Genomic DNA, 13,258 nt, shown 5'->3' with positions numbered 1-13,258 from the left:
CGGCCGGGACGCGGGACGGAGGGTGAATACGCCCCTTCCGGAGAAAGGAAATCCCGTGTCCGACAACGAAGAACTGTGCTGGATGCCCGCCGTCGAACTGTCGCGCCACATCGCGGCCCGCGAGATCACCCCGCTCGAGGTCGCCGAGGCCGTCCTGCGGCGCATCGAAGAGGTGAATCCGGCGCTGAACGCGCTCGTCTTCCACCAGCCCGACCAGGTGATCCGCGATGCGAAGATCCTCACCGAACAGCTCGCCGGTGGCGCACCCGCCGGGCCCTTGCACGGTATTCCCTACAGCCTCAAGGAAGGCTGCGCGGCGGAAGGCACCCCGGCTACCTCGGGCATCGTCGCGCACCGCGATCGCATCGCCGATCGTGACGAACCCGTCGCGGCCCGCTTGAAGTCCGCGGGCGGCCTGTTCCTCGGCAAAACCAATGCGGCGGAGGCCGGTTACTGCGCGCTGTCCAAGAACCACCTGTACGGGGCCACGCACAATGCCTGGAAGCACGGGTACACCGCCGGCGGGTCCAGCAGCGGTGCGGGCGCGGCGGTGGCGGCGGGCCTGGGTCAGTTGGCGCAGGGTACCGACGGCGGCGGTTCGGTGCGGATCCCCGCCGCGGTCAACGGGGTCGTGGGCTTCAAGCCCTCGCTGGGCCGTATTCCGCAGACCCGGCTGCCGGGCCGGTTCCACTCGTTCATCTTCCACGGCCCGATCACCCGCACGGTCGGCGATGCGGCGCTGATGATGAACGCGGTCGCGGGTTTCGATCCGGGCGATCCGCTGTCGCTGCCGACGGATGGCGTCGACTACCTCACCGCCCTCGACACCGATATCGATCGCACCCGCATCGCCTGGTCCCCCGATCTCGGCTTCGCCGACGTCGATCCCGAGATCGTGCGGCTGTGCGAGCAGGCGCTGACGGCCTTCGAGGACCTGGGTTGCGTTGTGGAGCAAGCTCATCCGGGCTGGGAGCATCCCGGCCGCGTCATGTGGGAGTCGGTGTGGGCGCCCACCTATGCGGCCATGCTCGATGCCGCGGACTGGGATGCGCAGACCGGGCAGGTCGACGAACAACTGCTGGCGGTCATGCACGAGGGCGCGAGTCTGTCGGTGCGGCAGGTGCAGCGCGCCGACGCGGCCCGAGGCCTCATCTTCGACCAATTCTCCCGATTCATGCAGTCATTCGATTTCTTCGTCACACCGGTCACCACCATGCAGACCTTCCCCGTCGACGACTTCTGTCCCGCCCCGCTCGCCGGCGCTCCCCTGACCGAGCAGATCCTGGGCTGGCTGCTGACCTACCCGTTCAACCTGACGACCACTCCGGTCATCAGCGTGCCCGTGGGCTTCACCTCCGCCGGTCTGCCGGTCGGACTGCAGATCGCCGGCCGCCTGCGCGCCGACTTCGAAGTCCTCTCCGCCGCAGCGGCATTCGAACGTGCCCGCCCCTGGGCACAGCACCGGCCCGTCATCGAATAGCCGCGTCCGGTGGCGAGGTCCGGCACTGCTGCTCGACGAGATCCGCGAAGGCGCGCGCCAGCGGGGTGAGCGCGTCCCACCGCCGGACCGCCCAGCCGACCGGCAGCGGCGATACGAACGGCAGGGCCAGGTACCGGAGCCTGCCGCCGGTCGCTGCCGAGTTGTACCGGAGCGCGGGCACCACCGCGTGCCCGATGCCGAGTTCGGCGAGCAGCACCGCCGTATTCCAGTCCGTGACACCGGTTTCCGATGTCAGGTGGATGCCGAGGCGGGTGAGCGCGGTATCGAGATGTCGCCGGGAGGCGGCGTGCTCGGGCAGGCGGATATGCCTGATCCCGGTGAGATCTTCGGGGCCGATCGCGGACCTGTGCGCCAGCGGGTCGTCGTCGCGGACCGCCAGGACCCACGGCAACTCCACGACAGGTCGTAGCTCGACACCCGGCACTGTGCCGTTGATCGTCACCCAGGCCAGATCGACGCTGCCTTCCAGCACAGCGTCGAAGCTCTGGCGGCTGGACACGGTCGTCCGGAAATCGAGTGATGCGCGGGGAAATTGCCCGCGGAATTCGATGATCGCGTCGGCCATGAAATGCCGGATGGTGGTCGCTCCGGTGTGCAGGCGGACGGAACCGGCCTCGCCGCGCGCGAATTCGCCGAGCCTGCGTAGGGCGAGGTCGAGTCCGGAGATTCCGTCGCTGGCCGCCGCGTACAGCAGCAGGCCTTCCGGTGTGGGTGTCACCCCGTCCGGCCGGCGTTCGAGCAGGCGGACGCCGGTGGCCTGTTCGAGGCGTTTCACGTGCTGGCTCACGGCGGGCTGGGTGCAGGACAGGTCGCGGGCGACGGCGCTGAGGTTTCCGGCCTGGCAGACCGCCAGGAATACTCGCAGGTCGTCGAAGGTCATGCGCACGAATATCACCGTAGTTCGCGCCGCATCCAAGCCGAATCTTGGGGATTGCCAAGTTATTCCGAGAATTGACCGCGCACCGGCCGGGGGCAATGATCGATATGGGCCCATTGGGCGGCAACCCGGCCCGGTCTTTCGCCTGGTCCGGACCTCGCGCGGAAGCCGGGACGGGTGCCGACCCGCACTCCCGGAGGAAGGCGATGACCATGCCTGTCGAACGGACGAACGTCGAAGAATTCCTGCGCAGCAGAGGCGCGGATCGGATTGCGCATCCCGGCGGCACATTGTTCGCGCATCTGAACAGAGTCGCCGATTTGCTCGCCGCATGGGATGCCGGGGAGGACATTCGATACGCCGGGCTCTGTCATGCCATGTACGGCACCGATGGCTTCAACCAGCCGTTACTCGAACTCTCCGCGCGCGACACCGTGGTCGAACTCATCGGTGAGCCCGCCGAATCGCTGGTCTACTTCTACTGCAGCTGTGACCGATCCGCGGTCTATCCACGACTCGATTCGACGCCTGTCGTCTTCACAGACCGATTCACCGGCCGTGACTACGAGCCCGCGGACAGCGCGCTGCATGCCTTCATGGAAATCACCGCCGCGAACGAACTCGACGTCATGGCTCACAATGCCGAACTCGCCGCCGAACACGGGCCGGCGTTGTATCGACTGTTCGAGCGCACCAGAAGGCATCTCTCGCCGCAGGCCTGGCTAGCGTGCAGCAACCAGCTCGCACCGAAGGATTCCTGACTGCGCTGCGGTGAAACGCGATTCGATCCCGTAGCCGCTCACAGTTTCACCACAGCGTTGGCAGTCGGTTGCCAGAGCGGTCTGACGAAACTCACAGCCGATCGGGGTTTGCTTGCGCGGAAACGTTTTTCGAGCTCTACATTGGGAGGTCGCCATGTCGATTGCGACTCGCGGCGGAATACTGTTGTTGTCCGTCGCAACGCTGGTCGGAGTATCGGCGGGAGTGGCCAGTGCGGCGGTGCCCGGACCGGGTCCGGCGCCGGTGACGATTACGCCGCCGCTGAAGCCGGTGGATGCGAACGATGATTACAACAACGCGGTCGCGGCGCAGACCGCACAGGCACAGAGCGCATCCATCGGCGCGGGCCTCGCGGGTGCGGCGATCGGCGCGGTGCCCGGGTGCCTGGTCGGCGGGCTGATGGGTTTGCCGATACCGCCGGCCGAGGTGCTGTCGATTCCCTTCGGCTGTCTGATGGGCGCGGTCGCAGGTGGCGGAATCGGCGCCGCGCTCGCCAGCGGTAACGTCATCAATGCCACCGAGCCGGATGTGATGCAGAAATGCTCGCTGGCCATGCCCGCCTGGGCTTGCCAGATTCGCGAAAATCAGCGTCTCGATCCGGATGACGACAATCCCGTACCGCCGCTCCCGGCTGGGTAACGCTGCGGAATCGCTGTCATCAATGCGAATTCATGGTGCGTAGCAGCGCCACCGCTACCTGTGGTTGGGCGGTGCCGCAGCGTGGGCAGGCATTTCCCGCCTGCGGGACATTGAGCCAGTAACCGTCCACGAACGATCGGGTGGCGTCGATTGCGGCGCCGACCTGATCGGCCGTGACGGATTGACCGCTGGGATTGGTGCTGATTCCGGCCAGCACCACCACTTTCGGATTCGCGGCACGGGCCGCGGCGGCCGCCTGCTGCACGAAATCGGCGTACCGGGCGGTGTCCGCTTCACTCCCCTGGGCTTGAATGTCGATGACGTCGGCGGCTTTCGCTGCGGCAGAGGAGATTCCGAGGCGCAGGTACGCGTCGTAGCTGTTCTCGCCGGGAGCCAGGATGCGGGTCAGATCGGTGGCCGGAGTGGCTATGAGCAGCAGGTGATGAGCATGGGCGAGGGCGGCCGCGCGGGTTTCGGCGGCCGCCGGGTCCTGTTGCTCGGCGGTGGGTGTGAGCGGCCATGCCTCGTTGTCGTAGAGCACGGCCTGAGTCGCGGGGTCCAGGCCGCGCTCTACGGCGGACTGCAGCGCATCGACGCTCGTAAAGGTCTGTGTGCGAACAGCATCGGCATAGTCGTCCGCACCTTGTGTGCCGGCGACCAGGTAGGTCGACGGTGTATCGAAATCCGCGGTGAGTTCGGCCGATGACATGCCCGCCCCCGCCAGCAGTTTCAAGGCGGCGGACGAGACCAGCCATTTCGGCATGCTTTTCGGGGCCGCCGCAGCCGAGGAGGTCGCCGATACCGGCTTCGTCCCCGTATGCCCGTGCGAGGCCTCGCAAGCGCCGGCACTCAATATCACCGCCGCCGCGATCGCCGCCCCCGCCCGCAAACTTCCGCCCGCACGCAATCCCATTGCCGGCCAGCACCTCCGTGTGAACCACCTGCCCAACTCTCGCATTCAACCGTCCCGGCGGCCCGTTCGCGCCGATCCGGGCAGTTTCGTCAGCCGATCTTCAGGCGCGCGGCGAGGCGGCGAGGAATACCGGGAGCGGGAAACCGGTTCGTCATCGGATGGATATCGGTATCTCCACCTTCGTCACGGACGAAGGCATCAGTGGTCCGAAACTCGGTGTGGCACTGGAGGAACGGGGGTTCGAGTCGCTGCTCCTGGCCGAGCACTCGCACATCCCCGTCAGGTCGGCGATCTCCCCTTCGGGTGGTGAACTGGACCGGAAGTATCTGCGGGTGGTCGATCCGTTCGTCGTGCTCGGAGCGGTCGCGGCGGTCACCGAACGACTGGTCATCGGCACGGCGGTGACCTTGCTGATCCAGCGCGATGTGATCCACACGGCCAAGGAGGTCGCCACCCTCGATCTGGTGTCGGGTGGCCGGTTCGTGTTCGGGGTCGGCGTGGGCTGGAATCGGGCCGAAATGTCCGATCACGGCACGGATCCGCGTACACGGGGCGCCCTGATGGACGAGCAACTGGCGGCCCTGCGCGCGATCTGGACCGAGGATCTGGCCGAATACCACGGCAAATTCATCGATTTCGATCCCCTGTACTCCTGGCCGAAGCCCGTGCAGCGGCCGCATCCGCCGATCCTCATCGGCGGCGGCGAGGCCGCGGCGCAGCGGGCGATCCGGCACGGGGTCGGCTGGATTCCCGCGGCGGTCGCCGATCCGGCGGCGATTCCGGCGCAGCTGGGACAGCTCGGCGGGCACGATCTCCCGGTTACCGCGACGAATATCGCGCCCGATCCCGCGCTCCTCGACGCCTATGCCGAGGCCGGAGTGCGGCGGGTGACGTTCGGCCTGCCGACACTGCCCGAATCTGAAACATTGCGTGCCCTGGACGAATTCGCGAAGGTCGCCGCCAGCTACCTATGAGCAATCACTGGGAGTCTGCTGTGAGATTCGTGATGCCTGGTTCGTTTTCGCACCGGAGGGGTTATCGTGCCACCGAACATCTGTTTTGCGCTCGCTCGCTTCACCTCATCGGATCGATTCGACAGGGAGCCCGTGATGCAAACTCTCTCAGATAGTTTCGGCACGATCGGCTATGACGTACTGGGGATCGGCCAGAGCGTGGTGTCTTTCCTCAGCGATGTCATCGGCCTCGGTGGCGGCGGCTTCGGCGGGGGCGGACAGTTCCCAGGGCAGTATCCGCTGGGCTGATCGGACCCACCGAGCCGGCTAGACACCTCATTACCCGGAAGCCCGGCGCATGCTCACGGCGTGCGCCGGGCCTTTGCTGTATCCGGACCGCGCGGTACCGGACCCGCACCCGGCCTGAGTCTCCTCAGTGAACTTCTGTTTGAGAATGAATGAACGACCAGTTCTATTGTGAGATTCCTCCACATCCTCCTGAAGATGTTCTGTTTTAGAATGAAGCAGAGCAAGGGTTCGGAGGTTTCAGGGTGTTTGTGGAGTCAGCGCGACCGCGTACCGTGCGGGAGCACCCCGCCGCCGGCTGGTTCGCGGTCGCGACGGTGTGCCTCGGCGCATTCATGGGTCAGCTCGACGCCAGCATCGTGACGCTGACCTTTCCCGCGGTACAGCACGAGTTCGGTGCGCCGCTGGCGGGCGTGCAATGGGTGTCGCTGGCGTATCTGCTGACGCTGGTGGGCCTGGTCGTCACCGCCGGCCGCGTGGCCGATGCGATCGGCCGGAAATTCGTCTATATGCAGGGGTTCGTGGTGTTCACCCTGGCGTCCGCCGCCTGCGCGCTGGCGCCCGGGCTGGGGTGGCTCATCGGGTTCCGGGTGGTGCAGGCGGTCGGGGCGGCCATGTTGCAGGCAAATAGCGTCGCCTTGGTGGTAACGAGCGTGCCGCCGCAGCGCATGCGCGCCGCACTGGGCATTCAGGCCGGAGCACAGGCATTGGGTTTGGCGCTCGGGCCCGCGCTCGGCGGGGCGCTGGTGGAATCGGCCGGGTGGCGATGGGTGTTCGGGGTGAACATCCCCGTCGGAATCCTGGCCTTGATCGCGGGCCGCTACCTGCTACCGCGCACCCGGCAGCGTGCCGCCCTGCGTCAATTCGATTGGCGCGGACTGCTTCTCCTCATCGGCGGTACCACCGGCACTCTGCTGGTCGTCTCCGCGATCTCGGGCCTGCGCATCCCGGCCTGGGCGCTGTGGGCGCTGGCGGCGGTCTCGCTGCTGTGTATCGCCGGATCGGTCCGGTGGGCGCGCCGGGCGGCCGAACCATTGATCGATCCGGCGCTGCTGCGGCCCCCGGCGGTATCGGTCGGCCTGGTCGGGGCGTTCGCGGCGTATCTGGTGTTGTTCGGGCCGCTCGCCCTGTTCCCGCAGCTGCACGGCGCCGATGTCACCGGCAGCGGTGTGGTGCTCACCGCGCTGCCCGTCGGGTTCGCGGTGGCGGCCATCGCCGGGGCGCGAATCCTGCCGCGGGAGTGGGACACTCGCTTCCGCGAGCGACTGGGCGCGGCGGCCGCGGTGCTCGCGCTGGCCGGACTGGTGATCTCACCGTCGACGGCCTGGTGGGCGTTCACCTGCCTGGGCGTGCTCGGGCTCGGACTGGGATTTTTCATCCCCAGCAACAACACCGGCATCATGAGCGCCATCCCGCCCGGCCGCTCCGGGACCAGCGGCGGACTCGTGAACATGAGCCGCGGACTCGGCACCGCGGGCGGCGTCGCCGTCGTCACGCTCGCCCTGCACCTGGGCGGCCACACCGGAAATTCCAGTGCCGCACCGCGAATCGCGCTGGCCGGGCTGCTCGCCTTCGCGGTACTGGCCGCCGCGACTACGGTTGTACACAGTAGGAGAGGATCCGAAGGATCATCCGACAACGAGGAGCAGTCGATGACCGCATCCGCGATAGAGCCGTCGCCCGCCTGGACCGGCCGGCCGGACGAGAGCGCGCTGGCCGAGGTCATCGCCTGCCTGCGCCGGGCCATGCGCCGCGCCGCCCGCGCCGCCGATCCGGCCAATACGCTCTCGGTCGCGCAATTGGAGTTGCTGTCCTGCGTCTCCGAGCATCCCGGCATCCGGCCCGGACAGCTCGCGCGATTGCTGCATCTGGCGCCGAATTCGGTGACCACACTGGTCAACGGGCTGCAATCACAGGGCATGATCACCCGCGCGCCCGGCGACGACAAGCGCGCGGTCACCCTCACCCTCACCGCCGCGGGACAGGACGCGGTGCAATCCTGGCAGGCCACCAATACCGACATCCTGCGCACCGCGCTGTCCGGGCTGCACCCCGGCTGGCAGCATCTGCTCAGCGCGGCCATGCCCGCACTCGATGAACTCACTCGCGCCATCGACACCCTGGCCGATCCCCCGCTACAGACGACGAGCTCGTCCGAGAAATAGCCGCCACGGCTTGGGGTCACGTCCCGTCAATGGCAGAGTGGGCTGCGCGGCCGGACGCGACGGCTGCCACCGGCCGGCCCGGGAGGGCCCGCTCGAGTGCGGTTTCGACGATGAGGACGGGCGAACGATGAAGGGTCTGGCCGTAGCTGCGGTTTCTTCGATCATGATGCTGGCCGGGCAGTTGGGGACCGCGCACACGGCGGCCGCCCAGCAGCCGGGTTCATTGGATCGCCTGGTCGGACTGCTCGCCGACCGGCTCGACACCGCCGATACTGTCGCCGAGGTCAAATGGGCCGCGGCACAGCAGAACGGTTCACAGCCCACCATCGACGATCCCGCCCGCGAGGCCGCGATCTACGACGCCATGACCCAGCTGGGCGCGCAACGCGATCTGCCCGCGAATTGGGTGCGGCAGGTATTCCAAGGGCAGATCGAAGCCAATAAAACCGTGCAGCGCGGGCTGGTGACGGTCTGGCGCTCCGGGCTGCAGAGCGCGCCCGTGCCGGTTACCGATCTCACAGGAATTCGCCCGGTGATCGACCGCGTCAATTCCGAGATCATCGATGAAATGGCCGCCCGGCGAACCGAATTGGCGGCACAGGACTGCACCGCGCAGCTCACGAACAGCGTCCTCGCCGCCGGCTCGCGCGAACACGATCCCCTGCATCAAGCGGCCCTGGTGCAGGCCTCGATCCCCTTGTGCGAGTCCTGACCCGGTCCCGGAACCGGCGAAAACCCCCGATTTCCAGCCGATTTGCATTCCGGGCCCGGGTGTACGCTAAAGTTCTGTCCCGCAAGCCGACCGGCCCCGGAGCCACGGCGAGCGAATTGCGGATGTAGCGCAGTGGTAGCGCATCACCTTGCCAAGGTGAGGGTCGCGGGTTCGAATCCCGTCATCCGCTCTGCGGGGGAAATCTCGCGCGATTAGCTCAGCGGGAGAGCGCTTCCCTGACACGGAAGAGGTCACTGGTTCAATCCCAGTATCGCGCACCACAGCCGTTACGGCACAAGAGTATTCAGCTCTTCGGCGAAGAGCAGGGCGGGGTCGAACTCCATTCCGGTGAAATGACCGGCGAGTTCGAGGGAGAGGACGCCGTGCAGGCGGGTCCAGAAGGGCAGCGCGCGGTGCAGGACGGTGGCGGGCGCCGAAAGGCCTGCGGCCCAGCGGCGGTGCTGTTCCAGATGCGCGCCGAACGGGGTCTGCGGGAGGTCCGCGGCATACTCGGCGAAAGCTTCGATCAGCATTGTCATGATCTCGTTGGAGATCTCCGTGGTGTCGGCGGGGGCGTGGTAGCCGGGCACCGGGGTGCCGTAGACGAGGAAGTAGCGCTGCGGGTCGGCCAGGGCCCAATCCCGTAGGGCGTGCGCCAGTCCCCTGATGCCGCCGCCGGAGTCCCGGGCCGCGCGGATGGCGTCGGCCAGGCTGCGATAGGCCTCGCGAATGAGGTCGGTGATCAATTCGTCGCGGCCGGCGTAGTACCGGTACAGCGCCGGGCCGCTCATGCCCACCTGTTTGGCGATCGCGTTCAGCGAGAGGGCGGAGGCGCCCGCGGTCGCTATCTGCTCCCAGGCGCACTGTTTGATCTCCGCTCGCATCTGCACTCGGTAGCGCTCGCGCGGACTCGTGGCACCGGTTCCCGGCATGGACTGCTCCTTCCCGGCGGGTGTCCGCCGCTTTCAGTTAGAGGTTATCACTTTTGCACTTGCCTCTCGCCGCAAATCGTTATACCTTCTAACTAACGCAATAAGTGCTAACGAACAAGGAGCAGGACCATGATCGACACTCGCGCCGCCCTCATCGGACTCGCAGTCACCGCCGGCATTCTCGGCGCCACCGCCGCACCGGCCCACGCCGACGGATCCAGCGCGGATATCGCACCGCTGACCTGCGGCGGAATGGGCATCGATCCCGACGCCCCGATCCACTACCGGACCGAGACGCTGATCAAGGCGCCACTGGAGAAGATCTGGAACCTGCACACCGACGTGGAGGCCTGGCCATCCTGGCAGCCGCCCGTCACCAGCGTGCACCGCCTGGATTCCGGTCCGCTGCAGCCCGGTTCACAGTTCCGGTGGACCATGCCCGTCCCTGCCACCGACAAGACCCCCGCGACCACGCTGACCATCACCTCGACCGTGCAGCAGATGCAGGACCGCAGTTGCATCCGCTGGACCGGGCCCGCGGTCGGCGAGGGACTGAATATCGAAGGCGGGACCCATGTTTGGAATTTCATCCCGGTCCCGGGCGGCGTCCTGGTGCGCACCGAGGAGAATTGGCGTGGCGCACAGGTCGAATCGGACGTGCCTACCTCGACACAGTTCCTGGGAGCCGGGCTCGAAGCCTGGATGCACGACCTGCGCACGGCCGCAGAAGGATAAAAGAAAAGGCGGATTGATCTCCCGCCACTTTCAACATATATCGCACCAGGGGCCTTGCGGCAAGGCCCCGGTGGTGCTGCAGAATCTCCCGCCGAAGCGCAAACCTCGTTGAATGGAGTCTGCATGATCGACGTGATCGTGGCCGGTGCCGGACCTACCGGAGTGATGCTCGCCAGCGAATTGCGGCTGCACGGCGTGCAACCCCTCGTCGTGGAGCGGGACGCGGAACCGACCAAGGTCGTACGTGGTCTGGGATTGCATGCGCGCAGCATCGAACTGATGGATCAGCGCGGTCTGCTGGATCGATTCCTCGCGCTCGGCACCAAACACCCGGCAGGCGGATACTTCGCCGGCATCCCCAAGACCGTGCCCGAACGGCTCGATACCGCGCACGCGTACACCCTCGGCATTCCGCAGACCGTCATCGAGCGGCTGCTGACCGAGCACGCCACCGAACTCGGCGTCGAGATCCGGCGCGGCCGCGAACTGGCCGGGGTGCGTCAGGACGAGACCGGGGTGACCGTCGAACTGACCGATGGCACGGAATTGCGGGCCCGCTACCTGGTCGGCTGCGACGGCGGCCGCAGCACGGTCCGCAAGCTGCTCGGCATCGGGTTTCCCGGCGAGCCCAGCCGGAACGACACCCTGCTGGGCGAAGTGAAACTGACCGCGTCGCAGGAGACGCTGAACGCCGTGGTCGCCGAGGTCCGCAAGACCCACTTGCGTTTCGGCGCAGTGCCTCTCGGCGACGGGGTGTACCGGCTCGGCGTCCCCGCCGCCGGAGTGGCCGAGGACCGCACCGTCCCACCCACGCTGGACGAGCTGAAGCAGCAGCTGGTGGCGGTTGCCGGAACCGACTTCGGCGTGCATTCGCCGCGCTGGCTCTCCCGCTTCGGCGATGCCACCCGGCAGGCCGAGCAGTACCGCGACGGCCGCGTCTTCCTGGCGGGCGACTCGGCGCACATCCATCCGCCGACCGGCGGGCAGGGGCTGAACCTCGGCCTCCAGGACGCGGTCAACCTCGCCTGGAAGCTGGCCGCCGAGATCAGCGGGTGGGCGCCGCGGGATCTGCTGGACAGCTATCACACCGAGCGGTATCCGGTGGCCGCGCGCGTCCTGATCAATACCCGTGCGCAGATGGAACTGATGTCCCTCGAACCGGGCGCGCAGGCCGTGCGTCGGCTGCTGACGGAAATGGTCGGATTCGAGGATGTGAACCGCTTCCTGACCGAAATGATCATGGGAACGGACGTCCGCTACGACTTCGGTGAGGGGCATCAGATGCTCGGCCGCCGGCTGCGGGATGTGGCGCTGAAGCGCGGGCGGCTCTACGACCTGATGCACGAGGGCCGGGGGCTGCTCCTCGATCAGACCGGGCGGCTCTCGGTGGCGGGGTGGGCGGATCGCGTCGACCATGTCGTCGATATCAGTGAGGAATTGGAGGTGCCCGCCGTACTGCTGCGGCCGGACGGGCACGTGGCTTGGGTGGGCGAGGATCAGCAGGATCTGCTCGAGCATCTGCCGAAGTGGTTCGGCGCCGCGAGCTGACCGCATGTGTGGCGGCGGTCCCGACCGCCGCCACACGCCGACGCTGGATCCGAAGCACCCCGCTCGAGCGCCCGACCTGAAGGCCGCGCCCGCGCCGACTCGAAATCGGGCGCTCACGTGGACCCGACGGTCGGCGTCGGCCTGGAAGCCGAAGGGCCGGAGGTGTTTTGCGCTCCGAGTCAGCCGAGCATCTCGCGGAGTTGGCTCGGCGCCAGGTCGCTCGGGCGGTGGCGTTCGCGGGCGTATTCGTTGACCAGGCGCTGCAGGAGGTCGTTGACCGGCGTCGGCACTCCGTGCAGTCTGCCCAGCAGGGCGATCTCGCCATTGAGGTAATCGGCTTCCACCGAACCGGTTTCGCGGGCCAGGCTCTGCCAGGTCGATCCGCCGAGCCGGGAGCCGCCCTCGATCGGCTGCACCACCATCCGATCGCCTTGCACCGCGGCGCGTTCGGCTTCGCTGTTGTAGGCGATGCCCGCCTTGTCCAGCACCGCTTCGCCCTCGGCGCGGCAGGCCTGCCAGAGGTCGCCGGCCGGCTCGTCGCTGGTGTCGAGCAGCGCCATCAGCGCATTGCCCAGATTGTTGAGCAGCTTTCCGTACTTCCAGCGCATCACGTCATCGACGACCGGGGCGTCGAAATTGCTGTCCGACAACTGCTTTCCGAACTCCCGCACCGTGGAATCGCTGCCGTGCGGATACAGTCCGAGCGTCAGCATGCCGCTCAACGGCGCGGTGTGCGACAGCACGATCCCCGGCTCCACATGCGTCGCGGGCAGCCAGACACACATCCCGTACACGGTGCGGAACACCCGCTGCGCGACCCGCTCGTTCTCGACGCCGTTCTGCGCACAAACCAGCGCCAGCCGATCCGCCGCGATACCGCCACCCTCCACCGGCGCGTTCCCCCACTGCGCCAGCGCCGCCAGCGTGTCCTGCGACTTCACCGCAAGCACCAGCAGATCATCCGCCCGCAATTCCCCGAGCTCGGCCGGATCGGCCACCGCAGGCACCCGCACCGTCTCCGCCCCACCCGGCGTGACGAGCCGCAACCCGCTCTCCCGCAACGCGGCGAGATGCGCCCCACGCGCAACCAGCACCACGTCATTGCCACTCTGGGCCAGCCGCCCGCCGATCACGCCGCCGACCGCACCGGCCCCGATGATGATGTAACGCATACCCGCGATGCTATGCGCCGCCCCC

Annotated in this window: 13 protein-coding genes and 2 tRNA genes; 11 read left to right on the top strand and 4 right to left on the bottom strand. The window is 67.5% G+C overall.

What is annotated here, in order from left to right; genetic code table 11:
• Positions 1-55 precede the first annotated feature (55 nt).
• A complete protein-coding gene (locus tag ACH438_RS03800) occupies positions 56-1,480 on the top strand; it encodes an amidase (protein ID WP_397000896.1) in 1,425 nt (474 codons plus the stop codon).
• On the opposite strand, the gene ACH438_RS03795 is transcribed toward ACH438_RS03800, so the two are convergent.
• A complete protein-coding gene (locus ACH438_RS03795; protein ID WP_397000894.1) occupies positions 1,470-2,381 on the bottom strand; it encodes a LysR family transcriptional regulator in 912 nt (303 codons plus the stop codon). The genes ACH438_RS03800 and ACH438_RS03795 overlap by 11 nt on opposite strands.
• A gap of 203 nt (positions 2,382-2,584) precedes the next feature.
• On the opposite strand from ACH438_RS03795, the gene ACH438_RS03790 reads away from it, so the two are divergent.
• The gene (locus tag ACH438_RS03790; protein WP_397000892.1) at positions 2,585-3,139 is read left to right on the top strand and encodes a DUF6817 domain-containing protein; all 555 of its coding nucleotides are present in this window, start codon (positions 2,585-2,587) and stop codon (positions 3,137-3,139) included.
• Positions 3,140-3,293: 154 nt separating this feature from the next.
• Positions 3,294-3,797, top strand: a complete 504-nt coding sequence (locus ACH438_RS03785; RefSeq protein ID WP_397000890.1) for a hypothetical protein — start codon at positions 3,294-3,296, stop codon at positions 3,795-3,797.
• A gap of 19 nt (positions 3,798-3,816) precedes the next feature.
• Here ACH438_RS03785 and ACH438_RS03780 read toward each other — a convergent pair whose 3' ends face one another.
• Positions 3,817-4,710 (bottom strand): hypothetical protein, encoded by an 894-nt coding sequence (locus tag ACH438_RS03780; protein WP_397000888.1) that lies wholly within the window; start codon positions 4,708-4,710, stop codon positions 3,817-3,819.
• A gap of 158 nt (positions 4,711-4,868) precedes the next feature.
• Here ACH438_RS03780 and ACH438_RS03775 point away from each other — a divergent pair, with 158 nt between their 5' ends.
• From ACH438_RS03775 to ACH438_RS03750, 6 genes are all read left to right on the top strand, one after another.
• Positions 4,869-5,684 (top strand): LLM class F420-dependent oxidoreductase, encoded by an 816-nt coding sequence (locus ACH438_RS03775; protein ID WP_397000886.1) that lies wholly within the window; start codon positions 4,869-4,871, stop codon positions 5,682-5,684.
• A gap of 66 nt (positions 5,685-5,750) precedes the next feature.
• Complete coding sequence (locus tag ACH438_RS03770; RefSeq protein WP_397000884.1) at positions 5,751-5,972, top strand: hypothetical protein; 222 nt, start codon at positions 5,751-5,753, stop codon at positions 5,970-5,972.
• Positions 5,973-6,220: 248 nt separating this feature from the next.
• The gene (locus ACH438_RS03765) at positions 6,221-8,134 is read left to right on the top strand and encodes an MFS transporter (RefSeq protein ID WP_397000882.1); all 1,914 of its coding nucleotides are present in this window, start codon (positions 6,221-6,223) and stop codon (positions 8,132-8,134) included.
• 127 nt (positions 8,135-8,261) lie between these two features.
• Positions 8,262-8,846, top strand: a complete 585-nt coding sequence (gene aroQ / locus ACH438_RS03760) for a gamma subclass chorismate mutase AroQ (protein ID WP_397000880.1) — start codon at positions 8,262-8,264, stop codon at positions 8,844-8,846.
• A gap of 118 nt (positions 8,847-8,964) precedes the next feature.
• Positions 8,965-9,036: transfer RNA gene (locus ACH438_RS03755), tRNA-Gly, on the top strand.
• A gap of 16 nt (positions 9,037-9,052) precedes the next feature.
• Positions 9,053-9,127, top strand: a tRNA-Val gene (locus tag ACH438_RS03750).
• Between the two features lie 6 nt (positions 9,128-9,133).
• Here the strand turns inward: ACH438_RS03750 and ACH438_RS03745 are convergent.
• Entirely contained in the window at positions 9,134-9,778 is a 645-nt protein-coding gene (locus ACH438_RS03745) for a TetR/AcrR family transcriptional regulator (protein WP_397000878.1), read from the bottom strand.
• Between the two features lie 129 nt (positions 9,779-9,907).
• Between ACH438_RS03745 and ACH438_RS03740 the strand changes: the two genes are divergently transcribed.
• The gene (locus ACH438_RS03740; protein WP_397000876.1) at positions 9,908-10,513 is read left to right on the top strand and encodes an SRPBCC family protein; all 606 of its coding nucleotides are present in this window, start codon (positions 9,908-9,910) and stop codon (positions 10,511-10,513) included.
• Positions 10,514-10,636: 123 nt separating this feature from the next.
• Positions 10,637-12,061: a rifampin monooxygenase gene (rox, locus tag ACH438_RS03735; protein WP_397000874.1), complete on the top strand. Its 1,425-nt coding sequence runs from the start codon at positions 10,637-10,639 to the stop codon at positions 12,059-12,061.
• Between the two features lie 179 nt (positions 12,062-12,240).
• Here rox and ACH438_RS03730 read toward each other — a convergent pair whose 3' ends face one another.
• The gene (locus ACH438_RS03730) at positions 12,241-13,233 is read right to left on the bottom strand and encodes a ketopantoate reductase family protein (RefSeq protein WP_397000872.1); all 993 of its coding nucleotides are present in this window, start codon (positions 13,231-13,233) and stop codon (positions 12,241-12,243) included.
• Positions 13,234-13,258 lie beyond the last annotated feature (25 nt).

This window comes from Nocardia sp. NPDC020380, assembly GCF_044386975.1.
Lineage (GTDB): Bacteria > Actinomycetota > Actinomycetes > Mycobacteriales > Mycobacteriaceae > Nocardia.
This window is presented reverse-complemented; position numbering and strand designations above follow the sequence as displayed.